The organism is Brevundimonas albigilva (assembly GCF_023503965.1).
Lineage (GTDB): Bacteria > Pseudomonadota > Alphaproteobacteria > Caulobacterales > Caulobacteraceae > Brevundimonas > Brevundimonas albigilva.
In genome coordinates this window covers 1,641,959-1,658,419 of record NZ_CP097298.1, presented here as the reverse complement: position 1 = coordinate 1,658,419, position 16,461 = coordinate 1,641,959, and the positions used below count along the sequence as shown (strand labels likewise).

General features: G+C 69.6%; 21 protein-coding genes. 11 read left to right on the top strand and 10 right to left on the bottom strand.

Annotated features, from left to right (window positions below; genetic code table 11):
• Nucleotides 1–66 precede the first annotated feature (66 nt).
• The 3 genes from MU852_RS08855 to MU852_RS08845 form a co-directional block, all read right to left on the bottom strand.
• Nucleotides 67–438, bottom strand: coding sequence for a DNA-binding transcriptional response regulator (locus MU852_RS08855; protein WP_249749292.1), 372 nt, complete (start codon nucleotides 436–438; stop codon nucleotides 67–69).
• Nucleotides 393–1,352, bottom strand: a complete 960-nt coding sequence (locus MU852_RS08850) for a sensor histidine kinase (RefSeq protein ID WP_249749291.1) — start codon at nucleotides 1,350–1,352, stop codon at nucleotides 393–395. The genes MU852_RS08855 and MU852_RS08850 overlap by 46 nt, the downstream gene beginning before the upstream one ends.
• Before the next feature lie 86 nt (nucleotides 1,353–1,438).
• Nucleotides 1,439–2,383, bottom strand: a complete 945-nt coding sequence (locus tag MU852_RS08845; RefSeq protein ID WP_249749290.1) for a DUF4167 domain-containing protein — start codon at nucleotides 2,381–2,383, stop codon at nucleotides 1,439–1,441.
• Between the two features lie 362 nt (nucleotides 2,384–2,745).
• On the opposite strand from MU852_RS08845, the gene MU852_RS08840 reads away from it, so the two are divergent.
• Genes MU852_RS08840 through MU852_RS08825 form a run of 4 tightly spaced genes read left to right on the top strand, consistent with a single transcriptional unit; the run spans nucleotide 2,746 to nucleotide 5,316 of the window.
• Nucleotides 2,746–3,600, top strand: coding sequence for an NAD-dependent epimerase/dehydratase family protein (locus tag MU852_RS08840; protein WP_249749289.1), 855 nt, complete (start codon nucleotides 2,746–2,748; stop codon nucleotides 3,598–3,600).
• Nucleotides 3,576–3,974: a Rossmann-fold NAD(P)-binding domain-containing protein gene (locus tag MU852_RS08835; RefSeq protein WP_249749288.1), complete on the top strand. Its 399-nt coding sequence runs from the start codon at nucleotides 3,576–3,578 to the stop codon at nucleotides 3,972–3,974. Before MU852_RS08840 ends, MU852_RS08835 begins: the two co-directional genes overlap by 25 nt.
• Before the next feature lie 29 nt (nucleotides 3,975–4,003).
• Nucleotides 4,004–4,894, top strand: a complete 891-nt coding sequence (locus tag MU852_RS08830; protein ID WP_249749287.1) for a Rossmann-fold NAD(P)-binding domain-containing protein — start codon at nucleotides 4,004–4,006, stop codon at nucleotides 4,892–4,894.
• Between the two features lie 35 nt (nucleotides 4,895–4,929).
• On the top strand, nucleotides 4,930–5,316 hold the full coding sequence (locus MU852_RS08825; RefSeq protein WP_249749286.1) for a VOC family protein: 387 nt from the start codon (nucleotides 4,930–4,932) through the stop codon (nucleotides 5,314–5,316).
• Here MU852_RS08825 and MU852_RS08820 read toward each other — a convergent pair.
• Entirely contained in the window at nucleotides 5,313–5,924 is a 612-nt protein-coding gene (locus MU852_RS08820; RefSeq protein WP_249749285.1) for a DUF1134 domain-containing protein, read from the bottom strand. The genes MU852_RS08825 and MU852_RS08820 overlap by 4 nt on opposite strands.
• Before the next feature lie 220 nt (nucleotides 5,925–6,144).
• On the opposite strand from MU852_RS08820, the gene MU852_RS08815 reads away from it, so the two are divergent.
• From MU852_RS08815 to MU852_RS08805, 3 genes are all read left to right on the top strand, one after another.
• The gene (locus MU852_RS08815; RefSeq protein WP_249749284.1) at nucleotides 6,145–6,291 is read left to right on the top strand and encodes a hypothetical protein; all 147 of its coding nucleotides are present in this window, start codon (nucleotides 6,145–6,147) and stop codon (nucleotides 6,289–6,291) included.
• Nucleotides 6,292–6,442: 151 nt separating this feature from the next.
• Nucleotides 6,443–6,850: a hypothetical protein gene (locus MU852_RS08810; protein WP_249749283.1), complete on the top strand. Its 408-nt coding sequence runs from the start codon at nucleotides 6,443–6,445 to the stop codon at nucleotides 6,848–6,850.
• 161 nt (nucleotides 6,851–7,011) lie between these two features.
• Complete coding sequence (locus MU852_RS08805) at nucleotides 7,012–7,410, top strand: VOC family protein (protein ID WP_249749282.1); 399 nt, start codon at nucleotides 7,012–7,014, stop codon at nucleotides 7,408–7,410.
• A gap of 138 nt (nucleotides 7,411–7,548) precedes the next feature.
• On the opposite strand, the gene MU852_RS08800 is transcribed toward MU852_RS08805, so the two are convergent.
• Nucleotides 7,549–7,905, bottom strand: coding sequence for a hypothetical protein (locus MU852_RS08800; RefSeq protein ID WP_249749281.1), 357 nt, complete (start codon nucleotides 7,903–7,905; stop codon nucleotides 7,549–7,551).
• 499 nt (nucleotides 7,906–8,404) lie between these two features.
• On the opposite strand from MU852_RS08800, the gene MU852_RS08795 reads away from it, so the two are divergent.
• Genes MU852_RS08795 through MU852_RS08785 form a run of 3 tightly spaced genes read left to right on the top strand, consistent with a single transcriptional unit; the run spans nucleotide 8,405 to nucleotide 9,200 of the window.
• Complete coding sequence (locus tag MU852_RS08795) at nucleotides 8,405–8,725, top strand: DMT family transporter (protein WP_249749280.1); 321 nt, start codon at nucleotides 8,405–8,407, stop codon at nucleotides 8,723–8,725.
• A 41-nt stretch (nucleotides 8,726–8,766) separates the two neighbouring features.
• Nucleotides 8,767–9,033, top strand: coding sequence for an ACT domain-containing protein (locus tag MU852_RS08790; protein ID WP_347342284.1), 267 nt, complete (start codon nucleotides 8,767–8,769; stop codon nucleotides 9,031–9,033).
• On the top strand, nucleotides 8,997–9,200 hold the full coding sequence (locus tag MU852_RS08785; RefSeq protein WP_249749279.1) for an ACT domain-containing protein: 204 nt from the start codon (nucleotides 8,997–8,999) through the stop codon (nucleotides 9,198–9,200). Before MU852_RS08790 ends, MU852_RS08785 begins: the two co-directional genes overlap by 37 nt.
• Nucleotides 9,201–9,262: 62 nt before the next feature.
• On the opposite strand, the gene pheT is transcribed toward MU852_RS08785, so the two are convergent.
• The 4 genes from pheT to MU852_RS08765 are packed head-to-tail and all read right to left on the bottom strand — an operon-like array spanning nucleotide 9,263 to nucleotide 14,187.
• The gene (pheT, locus tag MU852_RS08780; RefSeq protein ID WP_249749278.1) at nucleotides 9,263–11,686 is read right to left on the bottom strand and encodes a phenylalanine--tRNA ligase subunit beta; all 2,424 of its coding nucleotides are present in this window, start codon (nucleotides 11,684–11,686) and stop codon (nucleotides 9,263–9,265) included.
• The gene (locus MU852_RS08775) at nucleotides 11,683–12,072 is read right to left on the bottom strand and encodes a hypothetical protein (protein ID WP_249749277.1); all 390 of its coding nucleotides are present in this window, start codon (nucleotides 12,070–12,072) and stop codon (nucleotides 11,683–11,685) included. The genes pheT and MU852_RS08775 overlap by 4 nt, the downstream gene beginning before the upstream one ends.
• A complete protein-coding gene (pheS, locus tag MU852_RS08770; protein WP_249749276.1) occupies nucleotides 12,072–13,148 on the bottom strand; it encodes a phenylalanine--tRNA ligase subunit alpha in 1,077 nt (358 codons plus the stop codon). The genes MU852_RS08775 and pheS overlap by 1 nt, the downstream gene beginning before the upstream one ends.
• Nucleotides 13,149–13,200: 52 nt before the next feature.
• Entirely contained in the window at nucleotides 13,201–14,187 is a 987-nt protein-coding gene (locus MU852_RS08765) for a polysaccharide deacetylase family protein (RefSeq protein WP_249749275.1), read from the bottom strand.
• A 157-nt stretch (nucleotides 14,188–14,344) separates the two neighbouring features.
• Between MU852_RS08765 and MU852_RS08760 the strand changes: the two genes are divergently transcribed.
• The gene (locus MU852_RS08760; protein ID WP_249749274.1) at nucleotides 14,345–15,955 is read left to right on the top strand and encodes an ATP-binding protein; all 1,611 of its coding nucleotides are present in this window, start codon (nucleotides 14,345–14,347) and stop codon (nucleotides 15,953–15,955) included.
• A gap of 126 nt (nucleotides 15,956–16,081) precedes the next feature.
• Here the strand turns inward: MU852_RS08760 and rplT are convergent, their stop codons facing one another.
• Nucleotides 16,082–16,435: a 50S ribosomal protein L20 gene (gene rplT, locus MU852_RS08755; RefSeq protein ID WP_249749273.1), complete on the bottom strand. Its 354-nt coding sequence runs from the start codon at nucleotides 16,433–16,435 to the stop codon at nucleotides 16,082–16,084.
• Between the last annotated feature and the right edge of the window lie 26 nt (nucleotides 16,436–16,461).

Genomic DNA, 16,461 nt, shown 5'->3' with positions numbered 1-16,461 from the left:
ACAGGAGATGCCGGGCGGGGGGCGCATGGTGCCTCCGTTCGTCGGGCCTTGCGGCGGAAGCGTTCCTTAGGCCTCGCGCGCGGCCTCCGCGTCAAGGGCGCGACCGACGTCGTCGACGCGGGACGGCAGGGCGGCCAGGGTCTGGGTCAGGGTCTGGGCCAGGGTTTCGGCCAGGGCTTCGAGGTCCAGCGGCCGGGCCAGAAGGGCGTCGAAACCGGCCGCCAGCAGGGCGGGCGCGCGGCCGTCCGCGCCGGCCTCGGTCAGGGCCACGACCGGCGGGGGAAGGCCGTCCGCATGGACTTCCGCCAGCCGTCGCCGCAGCCGCGCGGCGGCCCTGGGCGCGGGGCCGGCGTCGACCAGCACCACGTCCGGCCGCAGGGCCCGCGCCAGCGTCAGGGCCGCCTCGGGCGTCTCGGCCACCTGCAGGCTGAAGTCCATGCGGACGGCGGCGTGGCGCAGCAGGGCGATTCGGCCGGGCCCGAGCCGGCGTAAAGGGCCAGCCGGATGCGGGGGCGGGGTAAGGCGGCCTCGGCCGCGGGCAGGCTCAGGCGCAGCGTCGGCCCGGGGGCGGCGCGCGACGGCTCCAGGGTCCCGCCCATCGATTCCGCCAGCCGTTGAACCGCGCCCAGGCCCAGGCCGGGGCGCAGCCGGCCCTCCGCGTCGACGGCGTCGGTCAGGGACCGGGGGCGTCCGGGCGGGGTCCGGGTCGTCCGCGTCAGCTGGATGCGGTCGCCGCGCCGTTCGACATCCAGACGCACGACCTCGCCGGGGGCGGCGTGGCGCAGGGCGTCGTCGATCAGGGCGCGCAGCGCGGCCTGAAGCCGCTGCGGATCCGCCAGGGCGCACAGGCCGGCCGTCGGCGGACCGCATTCCAGCTCGACGCCCGCCGCCTGGGCGCGGCCGTGAAGGCCGTCGCAGGCCAGGCGCGCGGCCAGCCGCAGGTCGACGCGGCGCGGAACGGCCGGGGGGCAGCGGTCGATGGGCGTCGGCGCAGGCCCCCGCCTCGTCCAGGCGTCCGGCCAGTTCGGCGGCGGCGCGCGCCATCTCGCGCACGGCCTGCGTCTGCCGCGGGCTGAGCGGGTCCGAGCCGGCGTTGATCTCGAGCAGCTGGGCGAAGCCCGAAAGGGTGTGAAGCGGGCCCCGCAGGTCCCAACAGGGCCAGGAGGAAGGCGGTGCGGGCCGTCGCCTCGGCCGCCAGACGGTCGCGGTCGCGCTCGGTCGCGGCCAGGGCCTGTCAGGGCCAGGGCGATGGCCTGCGTCGGCGCGGCGTCCTCGGCCGCGTCAGCTCCGAGCGGGGCGGGACGGGGCGCCGAGCGACCGCGTCCTCGCGACAGGCTCCACAACGCTGCCATCGACGGCCTCCCTCGCGCCGGACCTCACGGAGAGAGGATTGCGCGCAAGGGTTGCGTTTCGGTGAAGACGCCAGTCGAGGTTGCGATCAGCCCTCGCTGTCGGCGACCTCGGCCTTGCGACGACGCGGCGCGCGACGGCGGGGGGCGGGCTCCTGCTCGGCGGCCGCCTCGGTCGCGACGGGCGCGCGGGTCAGGAAGCCGGGAAGGGCGGCGGGCGCGTCGTCGTCGGACGGCGCGGCGGCGGCCGGACGGCGACCGCGACGGGGCCGCTCGGCCGGGGCCTCCTCGCGCGCGGGCGAAGGCGCGTCGCCGGACGGCGCCGCGTCCGCCGAAGGGGCGGGGGCGGGCGGCTGGGCGCCCTGATCCGAAGCGGCGGCGTCGCGCGCCTCGGGCCGGCCGTCGGTCGATCCTTCGGCCTGATCGTCGGACGCGGTCTCGAAGCGGCGGTTGCGTTCCTCGCGGCGGCGTTCCCACCGTTCGCGCCGGCTTTCGCGCCGGCCGCCCTCGCCCTCGGCGCGGGGTTCGCGGTCGTCGCCGGCTTCGCGGTTCTGGTCGCGGTTCTGATCGCGATTCTGGTCCCGACCCTGGTCGCGGTCGCGGTTCTGGTCGCGCTGTTCGGCGCGGTCGGCCGCTTCCTGGGCCTGGCGCTCGGCGGCCTGCTGGGCGGCCAGGAAGGCGGCGGCCTGGGCGCCGGATTCGTCCTCGAAGTCGATGTCGAAGCCCTGGTTCGACAGTTCGCGCGCCGCGATGTCGGAGAAGGACCGCTGCGGCTGCAGCGCCCTGAGGACGCGGTAATAGTGTTCGGCGTGCTGCTGGTAGTTCTCGGCCAGGACGCGGTCGCCGGACGAGGCGGCGTCGCGCGCCAGCTGCTGATAGCGCTCGTACACGGTCTGGGCGTTGCCGCGGACCTTGATGTTCTCGGGACCTTGCGAGTCCCAGGACCGGTTGGGATTGGCGTTGTTCGCGTTGTTCGCCCCCGCCTTGTTGCGGTTGCGTCCACGCTGACGCTTCATGCCCTTGAAATCTCTCATTCGCGCTACCGTGTGCAGGGGCGGAAGGCCGGGTCGTCGAGAGCCGGGTTCCGTCCGTTTCGTCGTTCCGTCTCGCTCGGGGCCGATCCCCGATTGTCGATGTGTTCGGAATGCCGTCGTCGCCCGATGGTGCGCCGGTCCTTTGCGGGGCCGACCGTCATGTCGCCTCAAGACGCGGACAGTCGGGCGCGTGACCCGCAAGGCTGCGTTTGAGTGGGAGACAGCGATGACTTAGCGTGTGCGTCGGCGCTTTCCAAGGGGTATTCGACGGATCGCGGCCCGGCGTGCGTCAAACCGCTGCGCTTTGCCGTGCGGCCCCTGGTGCGTTAGGCAGGGCGCGATCCGGTTGAAAGGCTATTCCCATGCGTGTCCTGGTTCTTGGCGGCGACGGCTTCTGCGGCTGGCCCACGGCGCTGCATCTGTCGGCGCGCGGGTGGGACGTCACGATCGTGGACAACCTGAGCCGGCGCAACATCGACAACGAGCTGGAGGTCCAGTCCCTGACGCCGATCCGCACCATGGGCGAGCGGATCAGGGCCTGGAAGGAGGTCTCGGGCCGCGAGATCGGCTTCGTCAACATGACGGTCGGCAAGGAGTTCGACCGGCTGGTCGCCCTGATCCGCGACCTGGCGCCCGACAGCGTGTTGCATTTCGCCGAACAGCGCGCCGCGCCCTATTCGATGAAGTCGGCGCGGCACAAGCTGTACACCGTCGACAACAACATAAACGCCACCAACCACCTGCTGGCCGCCATCGTCGACAGCGGGCTGGATGTGCACCTGGCGCACCTGGGGACCATGGGGGTCTATGGCTACGGCACCGCCGGCCTGCGCATCCCCGAGGGCTATCTGAAGGTCACGGTCGACACCGACAACGGCCCGGCCGAGCAGGAAATCCTGTTCCCGCCGAACCCGGGCAGCATCTATCACATGACCAAGACGCAGGACGCCCTGCTGTTCCAGTTCTACGCCCGGAACGACGCGCTCAGGATCACCGACCTGCACCAGGGCATCGTCTGGGGCGCCCAGACCGAGGAGACCCGCAGGGACGAGCGGCTGATCAACCGGTTCGACTATGACGGCGACTACGGCACGGTGCTGAACCGGTTCCTGATGCAGGCGGCGGTCGGATACCCGCTGACGGTGCACGGGTCGGGGGGCAGACGCGGGCCTTCATCCACATCCAGGACACGGTGCGCTGCGTCGAACTGGCGCTGAAGAACCCGCCGAAGCGCGGCGAGCGGGTCAAGATCCTGAACCAGATGACCGAGAGCCGGCGGGTGCGCGACCTGGCCCGGATGGTGGCCGACATGACCGGCGCCGAGATCCGCAACGTGCCCAATCCCCGCCAGGAGGCCGACGAGAACGAGCTGGTGGTCGCCAACGACCAGTTCCGCGAACTGGGCCTGAAGCCGATCACCCTGGCGGAGGGGCTGATGCAGGACGTGACCGAGATCGCGCGCCGCTACGCCGACCGGGCCGAGATGAGCCGCATCCCGTGCGTCTCGGCCTGGAACTGCGGCCGGGCCGAGGCGCTGAAACAGGACGCGCGGCCGCAACCGCCGCAATCCGCCCACGCCCTGTCCGCCTGATCCCAAGTCCGAATTCGCCCGTGTTCGCCATGCCCGACGTCCCCTCCGCCCCGTCCCTGCTGGTTTTCGGCGGCGGCTACCTGGGCCGGGCGGCGGCGCGCGAGGCGCTGCGGCGCGGCGGGCGGGCGACGGCGACGTCTCGCGACCCCGAACGGCGCCGGGCCCTGGAGGCCGAGGGCGTCGCGGCGCTGGATCCGGCCGACGCCGGGGCGCTGAAGACGGCGCTGGAAGCGGCCACGGCGGTCCTGGTCACGGCCGCGCCCGACGCCCAAGGCTGCCCGGCCCTGCGCGCCCTGGGGCCGCTGGCGGGCGACGCCTGGCCCGACTGGATCGGCTATGTCTCCTCCACCAGCGTCTATGGCGACCGGGCCGGCGGCTGGGTGTTCGAGGGCGGGCCGCTGAACGCCGCCAGCCTGGAGGGCGCGCGCCGCGTGCGGGCCGAGCGCGACTGGCTGGACGGGGCGCGGGGCATGGGGCTGACGCTGCAGATCTTCCGCCTGCCGGGCTTCTACGGGCCGGGCCGCAGCGTGGTGGACCGCCTGCGCGACGGTTCCGCCCGGATCGTCCGGAAGCCCGGCCAGGTGTTCAATCGCATCCATGTGGACGACGTGGTCTCGGGCCTGTTCGCCTCGATGGACCGGCCCCGTCCCGGCGCGGCCTACAACCTGACCGACGACGCGCCCGCGCCGGCGGACGTGGTGATGGAGTGGGCCGCCGCCCGCATGGGCCTGCCGCGCCCGCCCGAGATCGACCTGGACGACCCGGCGGTGAGCGACGCCATGCGGCGCTTCTATCTGGACTCCAAACGGGTCTCGAACGCCCTGGCCAAGGCCGAGCTGGGCTGGAGGCCGGCCTATCCGACCTGGCGCGAGGGGCTGGGCGCGATGCTGACGCCGACGCCGGAACGATCGGCCGCCTGAACGGCTTGAGGGGGCGTCCGCCAAGGGAGCGCCCCATGATCCACCACGTCTCGTTCGGCACGCGCGACGCCCGCCGCGCCAAGGCCTTCTACGATCCCGTCCTGGCGGTCGTCGGCTGGCGCTGCATCCAGAGCAGCGACCGGGCCGTCGACTATGGCGTCAGCGACATCATGTTCAGCCTGGAGACGCCGTCCGACGGCGGCGAGGCCGCGGCCGGGAACGGCGGCCACGTCGCCTTCGCAGCGCGGGACCGCGACACGGTGGACCGGTTCCACCGCACGGCGCTGGAGAACGGCGGGACGGACGCCGGCGCGCCGGGCCTGCGGCCCGACTACGACGCCCACTACTACGGCGCCTTCGTGCGCGACCCCGACGGCAACAAGATCGAGGCGGTCACCCTGGCCGCCAAGCGTTCGGCCTAGAACGGCAGCAGGTTGCGCTGGCGGCTGTAGCTCATGGTGCCGACGTTGGCGCCCAGGCGCAGGCCCACGCCGGTGCGGATGGGGGCCAGGACGATGCCGTCCGCCTGCTGATAGTTCACGCCCAGGCCGGCGACCAGATAGGCCGACCCCTCGACCCCCGGATAGCGGCGATAGATCATGTCGGGGTGGTACAGGCCATAGACCAGGGTGAAGACCCGGCTGGCGTTGCCGCCCCAGTCCCAGCCGATCGAGGCGCCCTGCCAGAAGACTTCCTGCGAGGCGCTGAGATCCTTCATGTGCAGCGCGCCGCGGCCGTAGCGGGCGCCGACCACGACGGCGCCGGAACCCTCCTCGCCCGCGATATAGGCGGTGGGGCGGTCGCCCTGATCGGCGAAGACGCGCTCGATGGCGCCGCCCACGACCTCGGCGGCGATGCCCAGCTCGCGCGAGCCGGCCGCGACCAGTTCGTCGAAGGTGTAGGCCTGGGCGTTCTGGTCCGAACGGATCGGATAGTTGGGATCGCGCGCCGGCGCCGAGGCGCAGGCCGTCAGAGACGAGGCCCCGGCGGCGGTCGCGAGGCCGGAAAGGATCATTTGGCGGCGATGCATGGGGGACGCTCCGAGAGGCGGCGAGAGGACGGCCGGCTGGCGCGCCGGTCTTCGCTGCACCGTCCCCGACCTTTGCGGCAGCCTTGCGGCTTCAAGGTTAACCGGACCTTACGGGGGGCGGATTGGAGGGGTGGGGCGCCGACGTCGCACGAGTCTGCAACGGGTGGACAGGAGACTTGCGCCCTAAGTAGTCTTTGCCGTCAGAAACTGGAGACGAGAGATGAAAGCCGTGTTGGCTCCATTGGGCGACAAACCCCTCAAGACGGCTGCTCTGATCTTTCTCGCATTGGTAGTGGCGCGCATAGCTGGTGAGTTTGGGGCGGGTGTAATCGATGGCTTCATCGCCGAGATCACGAATGGCGTTTGATCGCTGACCCGATGTCTCAAACGGGTCGATTTCGGCCTAGGCTTCAGACCCGAAAGCGGCCCCCGCTGTCCGGGTGGAGAGCTGACCATCTTCAGCTAGGGGTGGGTAGCCGCCATTGACGGTGTCACATCTGCAAGATGGAGTACCACCGGTGAAGTTGATCGCCGCTATAGTTGTCGCAGGGCTCGTCGGCTTCGCGAATCCAGCATCAGCGTGTCGTTGGATCGGCAATCATCGCGCTCTGGTCCATTCGGCTGCTCCTCCAATGCTGCCTGCTGGGGCCATCGCTCTGGACGTGGAAATTGAGCCTGAAGATGACGACAGCCTTTACCTTAACGGGCTGACGGCGCGCGTTCGCCGCGTGGTAGCAGGCGATTTCGACCGAGCGATCGTGACGCTTAGGTTGAAGGCGCGCGGTAGCTGCGATCATCCGTTCGAAAATGGTTCGGCAGGGTTAATCGTCGGCTTCTTGATGCCGGACGAAACTTTGGCCCCTTTGCTTGTCCAGCAACAGAGCAACTACCAGCTTCAATCCAGCGGCAGGGCGGCTGCGCCTTAGTCATCGACCAAATCGATTTTCACCGAAAGGTCCGCAATGGGTCGATTTCGGTCAAAGGTTTCGGCGCTGAAAGCGGATATCGGCCATCCGTCCGGAGATCGGATGCTCCGAACTTCAGCTTATGGGTGAACAGCGGACTGGGGAATGGACGTATCGTCACAGTGGAACGACTGAAAAAGCCCGTCGTTACCCCGAAGCAGCAGCTGGAGGATCGCATGAAGGTCGCTCAGGTGTTTCTCAGTATCAACGCCAAAGACTTCGATGCTCAATCGGCTTGGTGGGCGACTTTTCTCGGACGCCGGTGGGATCGCCGCCCCATGCCGACTTGCCATGAATGGGACTTGAGAGACGGCGTGCTTTTTCAGGTGCTAGACAACAACGACAGCAGCACGACCGCCATATCGATCATGGTGACCGATCTAGACGATCAGATAGCGCGGCTGGGCCAAGCGGGTGTTGCGATCGACGAACCCGAACTTGTGCCCGGTTTCGATCAGCTTCGCTTATGCAGCTTCAAAGACCCGGAAGGCAATCCGGTCAGCCTGCTCGAAGGTCACTGAACCTCGCCAGCGGGTCGATCGCGGTCATTGCCCTACGACCCGGAACTTCGCGCCGGGGCCGCGCCGAACGTCACGACCGACCCCGCGGAACGACGCACAGCGCCCACCGCGGGCTCCACGGAGGTGGCGCAGGAACAGCTAGCCCGCGATGCTCAGGGGCAGCCATTGCAGGGCCAGGGGAATGATCAACACGAGCAGCACCAGACCGTGCAGCCAACGCCTGCCTACAAAAATACAGGCGACACAGAGGGCGATGAACAGGATGTTCTCCCAAGGCAGCGGCCAGTCGCTCCCGGGCGTCATCAGCCGATGCACGATAGGCGTCACCACCCCGACCAGCAGGACGAAAAAGGCGAACCCGCCGAAAAACAGCCGCCGACCGCTCTCGAACCGCTCACGCAGATCGGTGCTCTCGCCCTCCGGCGCCGGCAGAGCCGCCACCGACACGACGTAGATCGCCAGACACGCGACGGCGCGCACCGCCAGGGCCGCCAATGTCACCTCCTGATCCCTGATGGACCACTGGTACCACCAAAAGATCAGCCCGGATTGGAACACACGCGAGCGCCGCCAGCGGCGAAAGCCAGTCCCACCGCACGCGCGGCCCGGCCATGACAAGCAGGGCGAAGCTGTTGGCCAGATGCGCAAAGCCGAGCCCCAACAGCAGGGACACCAGACCGAACGTGAATTCGAATGCACTCATCGGCCCGAGCCCCCGCCACCGAAGCACAAGCTAAGCCTTATCGATCCCGCCAACAATGTCTGGCGCCGCCTGCCTCAACCGTGAACGGCGCCCCCGGCGTCGTCGGAAACGTCACGACCTTTCTCGGCCATTGCGCAGCGCCGAACACCGACCTCACGACCGTGCAAAAGGGTGGTTAGCGGCGGTTGACCTGCGGCCCTCGCAAAACTATGTGGCGCATCGCGAGGCCACGTCCTCCCCCTTATGGGTATAAGTCCGGGACGGCCCGGCGTCACATCAGGAGGACGCCCAATGGCTTGGGTTTACCTTATCGCTGCCGGACTTCTGGAAATTGTCTGGGCCTTTCTAATGAAGCAGTCCGATGGGTTCACTCGGCTGTGGCCGAGCATCGGAACCATCGCCTTCATGGTAGGCAGCTTCGGTTTGTTGTCGTTGGCTATGCGGACCCTGCCTCTTGGGACCGCTTATACAATCTGGACCGGTGTCGGGGCTGTGGGGGCGTTTCTTGTCGGCGTGACGATCCTGGGCGAGCAGTTGTCTATCATGCGGGTCGTTGCAGCGATCCTCATCGTAGCCGGCTTGGTCGCTATGAAGATGTCGAGCACACACTGAGCGCAGCTACTCTATCAATGCTTGCGAGGTGAGCTCTAATCATGACGAACCCTTCTGCTCAGACCGCAACCTTGAGCGACCTCGGCGCCATGCTACGCGGCATGACCCCGCGCCTAGATGCGGAGACCTATCGCTTTTGTTCGATCACAAGCGACGCCGAAGTCGCCGCGCTTTGGGGCGAGAGCCTGTCGCTGTTCAGAGAAGACGAGGGAGCAACTCTGATTCTGCGTGAAGCTGCCGCAGCGCAACACGGTCTTCCCCTTCACCCCCGATGCAGCAGATTGTGCTGGAGGTGTTCTCTGCCTTAGAGGGCGTAGGACTAACCGCAGCAGTGGCTTCGGCGCTGGCTAACGAGGGTATTGCTTGCAACATGGTCGCGGCGTTTCACCACGACCATGTGTTTGTGCTTGCCTCTTCATCGGCGAAGGCTCTCGCCGTCCTCCAGTCGTTGCAGAATAAGGCTATTGCCGTTTAACGCCGCAATGGGTCGAAGGCGGCCTTCGGGATCGCGTCCGAAAGCCGCCTTCGATCAGCGCCTCACGCCCGCAGCCTGCCGCCCTGCTTTTCGATCGCGGCGACGACCCTGGCGGTCAGGGCTTCGATCTCGGCGTCGGTCAGGGTCGCCTGGCGGGGCTGGAGGACGACTTCCAGGGCGACGGACTTGAAGCCGTCGTCCACGCCCTTGCCGCGATAGACGTCGAAGACGCGCACCTCGGCGATCAGGGCCTTGTCGGCGCCGGCGGCCGCGCGGACCAGGTCGCCTGCGGGCTTGGCGTCCTCGACCACGAAGGCGAAGTCGCGGGTCAGCGGCATCAGGGTCGCCAGGTCGGCCGGGCCGCGCGCCTTGGACCCCTTGCCGCGCGGTTCGGGGACGGTGTCCAGCACGATCTCGAAGGCCAGCATCGGGCCGTCGGCGTCCAGCGCCTTGAGCACGCGGGGATGCAGTTCGCCGAACTCGACGATCACGTTCTTGGGGCCCAGCTGCAGGCGGGCCGAACGGCCGGGGTGCCACCAGTCGCGGTTCGACCCCTGCGCCAACTGCAGCGAGGCGACCGGCGCGCCGATCTCTTCCAGCAGGGCGGTCAGGTCGCCCTTCAGGGCGAACAGCGGGTCCTCGCCCGCCCCGGCCCAATGGCGCGCGGCGTGGGGCGCGACCAGGGCGGCGACGACGGTGCGCTGATCGTTCGGCCCGTCGCCCAGATAGATCGGGCCGATCTCGAACAGGGCGGCTTCGGCGAAGCCGCGCGCGGCGTTCCTGGCCGCCGCCTGGATCAGGTTCGGCAGGGCCGAGGGCCGCATGCAGTCCAGGTCGGCCGCGATGGGGTTTTCCAGCACCAGCGTCTCATCGCCGCCGCCGAACAGGGCCGCGGTGGATTGCTTAGTGAAGGACCAGGTGACCGCCTCGGCGTAGCCCAGGGCCGCCAGGGCCCGGCGCGCGGTCCGCACGCGGGCCTGGCGCGGGTTCAGCACGCCGCCGGCGGGGCGGGCGACGGGCGGCAGGGGCGTGTCGGGCAGGCGGTCGAAGCCCTCGATGCGGGCGACCTCCTCGACCAGGTCGGCGGGGCCGTCCACGTCGCGGCGGAACGACGGCGGGGTGACGATCCAGGGCTGGGCCTGGCCTTCCGGCGCGGCCTGAACCAAAAAGCCCAACTGGCCCAGGATGGTCCCGATGCGGTCGTCGGCCAGGCTCATGCCCGTCAGCCGCTTCACATGGGCCGGATCGAAGGCGATCGGCGCCGGATTGGCGGGCGGTTCGCCGACATAGACGATCTCGGACGGCTCGCCGCCGCACAGGTCCAGGATCAGGCGGGTCGCCAGCTCCAGCCCCGGCGTGACCGAGGCCGGATCGACGCCGCGCGCAAACCGGTACTGGGCGTCGGAGTGGATGGCGTGGACGCGGCCGGTCTGGGCGATGACCAGCGGCTCGAACCAGGCGCTTTCCAGGAAGACGTCGACGGTGTCGTCGTCGCAGCCGGTGGATTCCCCGCCCATGACGCCGCCCAGGCCGATGGGACGTTCGCCCGCGGCGTCGGCGATGACGCAATCGGCGGGCTGGACGGCATAGGTCTTGCCGTCCAGGGCGATCAGATGTTCCGCCTCGCCGGTCTGGGCCGAGACCTGGCCGGCGCGGACCACGATCTCGGGCCCCGACAGCTTGGCCAGGTCATAGACGTGCAGCGGACGCGCGCGGTCGTAGGCGATCAGATTGGTGACGTCGACCAGGCGGTTGATGGGGCGCAGGCCGATGGCGGTCAGGCGCTTCTGCAGCCAGGCCGGCGACGGGCCGTTCCGGACGCCCCGGATCACGCGCCCGGCGAAGACCGGGCACATCTCGGACGCCTCGATCCGCACCGAGACGGGCGAAGGGAAGCCGCCGCGCACCACGGCGATGTCGAAATGCTTCAGCCTGCCCACGCCGGCGGCGGCCAGGTCGCGGGCGATCCCGGTCACGCCCAGCCAGTCGGGGCGGTTGGGCGTAACCTCGAAGTCGATGACGGGTTCGGCGCCGAACAGGCCGGCGACTGGGGTTCCGACCGGAATCTCGGGCGGCAGCTCCTGGATGCCGTCGCTGTCGTCGGCCAGCTCCAGCTCGGCGGCCGAGCACAGCATGCCGTTGGACACCACGCCGCGCACCGGCTTTTCCACCAGGGTCACGCCCAGGCCGGGCACATAGGCGCCGATGGGGGCGTAGATGGTCGTCAGGCCCGCGCGCGCGTTGGGCGCGCCGCAGACGATCTCCTTCATGCCGTCGACGGTCTCGACCTGGCAGACCTGAAGCCGGTCGGCGTTGGGGTGACGCTCGGCCGAGACGATCTTGGCCACGGTGAAGGGGGCCAGCTTGGCGGCGGGGTCGAGCACCTCCTCGACCTCCAGCCCGGCCATGGTCATGGCCTCGGCGATCCGGTGGACGTCCGCCTCGGTCTCGAGGTGGTCCTTGAGCCAGGAGAGGGTGAATTTCATGCGTTTCCGCCCAGCGTCTGCGGTCGGCCCAACTCGTTGATCATGGCGTCGATGAAGTTCGGATGGCCCGTGAAGCCGACCACGCCGAAGGTGCACTGTTCGAACAGGCAGTCTGCGACCGGGATTGCGCCGATCGCGCGACGTTCGTCCACGGGGCGGAACAGGATCGAGCGAATGTCGTCCACGCCGAAGCTGGTGCGGTCAAAGCGGGTGCCGGGCAGGACCAGGATCAGCGCCGGCCCTTCCAGGATGCAGTTACGGAAGGTGCGGCCGGTCAGGGTGACGCCGTCGCCGGCTTCGACCGTGGCGCGGTGCAGGTCGTGGAACGAAATCTGGATGTTTTCGAAGACCTTGGCCTTCGGGTCGAACTTCGCATTGGGAGCCATCAGGACAGTCCGCTCGCAGGGTTGGGGGCCGCGAAGGCCGAGAAGCCGTAGTGCGCCAGCCAGCGCGTGTCGGCGTCGAACATGGGGCGAAGGTCGGGCACGCCGTACTTCAGCATGGCCAGGCGATCGACGCCCATGCCGAAGGCGAAGCCCTGCCATTCGTTCGGGTCCAGGCCGCAGGCGCTCAGCACGTTCGGATGAACCATGCCGCAGCCCAGGATCTCCAGCCAGTCGTCGCCCGTGTTGAACGTCAGCTGGCCGCCCGACCGGTCGCAGCGGATGTCCATCTCGGCCGACGGCTCGGTGAAGGGGAAGTGGTGCGGCCGGAAGCGGGCCTGGACCTCGTCCAGTTCAAAGAAGCGGCCGATGAAGGTCTGAAGCGTCGTCTTTAGGTGGCCCATGTGGATGTCGCGATCGATCACCAGACCCTCGATCTGGTGGAACATCGGCGTGTGGGTGGCGTCCGAATCCTTACGGAAGGTGCGGCCCGGCGCGATGATGCGGATCGGCGGCTGCTGCGACATCATGGTGCGGACCTGCACCGGGCTGGTGTGGGTGCGCAGCACCTTGCGCTCGCCCGTCTGGGGATCGGGCTTCAGGAAGAAGGTGTCGTGCATCTCCCGCGCCGGATGCTTGGGCGGGAAGTTCAGGGCGGTGAAGTTGTGGAAGTCGTCCTCGACGTCCGGGCCTTCGGCGACGGCGAAGCCCATCTCGGCGAAGATGGCGACCATCTCGTCCATCACCTGCATGGTCGGGTGGACCCCGCCCTTGCGGCGCGGGCGGGGCGGCAGGGTCAGGTCGACCCGTTCGGCCAGCAGGCGCGCATCCAGTTCGTCGGCCTCAAGCTCGGCCTTGCGCGCGGCGATGGCGGCCGAGACCCGGTCGCGCAGGCCGTTGATGAGCGGGCCCTGTTCGCGGCGCGCGTCGGGACTGAGCGCGCCCATTCCCTTCAGCAGGCCGGAGACGGAGCCGGACTTGCCGAGGGCGGCGACGCGCACCTCCTCCACGGCGGCGACGCTTTCGGCCGAGCCGATGGCGTTGATCAGGTCGAGTTCGAGTTGGGCGAGATCGGTCATTTGCGCTGTGCCTTAGCGGGCGATCGCGCCTTCGTCACCCTTCAACGCGCGTTCAGGGCGCGGCGGCGATGGCCGCGAGATCGGCGGCGGGCGCCTTGTTGGCGGCCACGATCCAGGCCGGGGGCGCGGGCTCCCAGCGGATCGGGCGGCCCTCGGTGTGGGTCCAGCGGTGCAGCCAGGATATCCCGTTGGCGCGGACATAGGCGTCCGGGCGGGCGTAGATCGGGTCGGCCAAGGCCTCATCCAGGGTCACGAAGCGATAGCCGCGCGCCAGATAGAGGGCGTGAATCCGCGGATAGAAGGCCTGGTTCAGGCTGTTGGCGTGCAGCAGCAGAACCTGCGCCGGCTCGCGCCCGTCGGCCAGTTCGGCGCTGTAGGGTTCGAAGAAGTCCAGCACCGTGGTCATGTGCGCCACATAGGCCTCGCCGATGCGGCGCATCAGGTCGGCGTCGCCCAGCGTCTCGGCCTTGCGATAGACGTCGGCGAACATCCAGTCGTTGTTGTCGATCGTCACCGGCGCGACGTCATAGCCCCGCGCGGCCAGGCCCGCGGCGATGGCGTCATGCTTTTCCGGGGTTTCGCCGGTGAACAGGAAGGGGTGGCGGAACCAGTGCAGGCGACGCCCCCGCGCCTCCAGCACCGACCGCGCGACGGGGGCGCCGGCGTCCACGTTCGCCAGATAGGCGTCGGCGGCGATGTCGTGGATGTTGACGTGGTCGGCGGTGTGGTTGCCCAGGTCCAGACCCGCGTCCAGCCAGAGGTCGAGCGCCCGCGCCAGCGTCGAGGCGCGGGTCGGGGCGCAGACGCGCCCCTCGTTGACGAAGGCCGTGGCGTGGGTGTCCAGCGGCCGCAGCATCTCGACGAAATCCGTGGTCAGCCGCATCAGGCTGGCCGGATCGCAAAGGGCGGCGTCGGCGGCCTGATAGGGCAGGTCGTCGAAGGTGACGGCCACGCGCCGGTCCTGGGCGTCGGCCGCGCGCGCCAGGCCGAGCGCCAGGGCCAGTGCGACAAGGGCGGACAGGGCGGCGGAAATCCTCATGGCGGCACCCTAGCCCGTGGCGGGCGCGCCGCAAGGCGGGACGTGTTTGATCCGAAGGCGGATCATCTGTCGAAAACCCGCCGCGAAAGGTTCACGAACGGCAAAGCCGGCGTTAAATTTCAACGGTTAGACGGCCTTTCGAGCAGGGAGGGCCCGGATGCCGCTGATCGGTGATTTCGTCGACATGATCCCGCCTCTGGACCTGGGCACGCCCGGGGCCGAGGTGTTCGAGCGATTCCAGGCCGAGCCCAACACCCTGGCGCTGGCCGTGGTGGACGGCGACGGCCGCCCGGTCGGCCTGATCGAGCGCAACGCCTTCACCCTGCGCATGGCGGCCGAGTTCGGCCGCGCCCTGTATGCGCGCAAGCCCGCCGAGAGCCTGATGGATCGCGACCCGCCGATCGCGGACGCCTCGACCAGCGCGGAATCCTTTTTCGAGGCCTATGGCGCGGCGCAGCTGGGGGCGCTGCTCAGCGGCTTCATCGTGGTGTCGAGGGGGCGCTACGTCGGCGTGGGCACGGCGCTGCAGATCGTCCAGGCCGGGGCGGCCGTCCACCGACAGCGCGCCGAGGCCATGAGCGCCCTGGCCCGCGACCTGGCCCTGGCCGAGGCCGAGGCGGTCGCCTCCAGCCGCGCCAAGTCCGAGTTCCTGGCGGTGATGAGCCACGAGATCCGCACGCCGCTGAACGGGGTGCTGGGCGTGGCGGCGCTGATGGAGAAGAAGCTGGAGCAGGAGGAGCTGCGGCCCTATGTCCGCACCGTCATCGATTCCGGCCAGAGCCTGCTGCGGCTGCTGACCGACGCGCTGGACATGTCGCGCGCCTCGGCGGGGATGCTGACCCTGGAGGAGGAGCCGCTGGACCTGGGCGTGCTGGCCCGCGACATCGACGCCCTGTGGCGGGCGCGGGCCGAGGAAAAGAGCCTGACGCTGCGGATCGAGGCGGACCTGCCGGACGCGTCCTGGGTCATGGCCGACGGGATGCGGCTGAAGCAGCTTCTGAACAATCTGATCGGCAACGCCCTGAAATTCACCCACGAGGGCGAGGTCGTCGCCACGATCCGGCGTCGCCCCGACGCCCAGGGCCAGGCGGTCGAACTGACCGTGGACGACAGCGGCCCCGGCGTGCCGCCCGCGGCCGCGGCGACGATCTTCGAGCCGTTCAACACCGGCAAGGCCGGGCGCGAGGGCGCCGGCGCGGGCCTGGGCCTGGCCATCTGCCGCCAGATCGCCGAGCGGATGGGCGGGACGATCGGCCTTTCCACCTCGCCCCAGGGCGGGGCGCGGTTCCAGGTGACGCTGCCGCTGGCGGCCTGCGCCGCCGACGCCGCCCCGGCCGCGGCCCCGCCCGCCGAGCCCACGCCGCACGAGACGCTGCACGTCCTGGTGGTCGACGACAATGCGGCCAACCGCTTCGTGGCCGGCAAGCTGCTGGAGATGTTCGGCTGCTCGGCCGAAATGGCCGAGAACGGGGCCGAGGCGCTGGCCGCGGTGCAGGCCCGCGACTTCGACCTGGTGCTGATGGACATCAAGATGCCGGTGATGGACGGCGTCAGCGCCGCGCGCGCCATCCGCGCCCTGCCCGGACCCCAGGCGCGCCTGCCCATCCTGGCCCTGACCGCCAACGCCGACGAGCGCGACGAGGCCGATTACGTCGCCGCCGGCATGAACGGCGTGGCGCAAAAGCCGATCCAGCCCGACGCCCTGCTGAACGCCATCCGCCTGGTCCTGGCCGAGGCCGGCGACGCGCCGGTCGCCGCGGCCGCCTGAAACGAACGACGCCCGCCCCGGAGACCGGAGCGGGCGTCGGACTTTTCGCTGTACGCGCGACGCGGTCGCTCGCGGCTTGAGCCGGCGTGTCCGCCAGGCGCGCGCCGCGCGCGGCCTGGGCGAACCTTAAGCCAGGGCGGCGCGGACCTTGTCGGCGACGGCCTTGAAGCCGGTCGCGTCGGCGGCGATCGCGGCCAGGACCTTGCGGTCCAGCTCGATGCCGGCCTTGCCCAGGCCGTGGATGAACTGGCTGTAGGTGAAGCCTTCGACGCGGGCGGCCGCGTTGATGCGCTGGATCCACAGGGCGCGGAAGTTGCGCTTCTTGGTGCGGCGGTCGCGATAGGCGTATTGCCCGGCGCGGTCCACGGCGGCCTTGGCCGTGCGGATGGTGTTCTTGCGACGGCCCCGGAAGCCCTTGGCCTGTTCCAGAACCTTCTTGTGCTTGGCGTGCGAGGTTACGCCACGTTTGACGCGAGCCATGATGTCATTTCCCTTCGGGAAGCCCC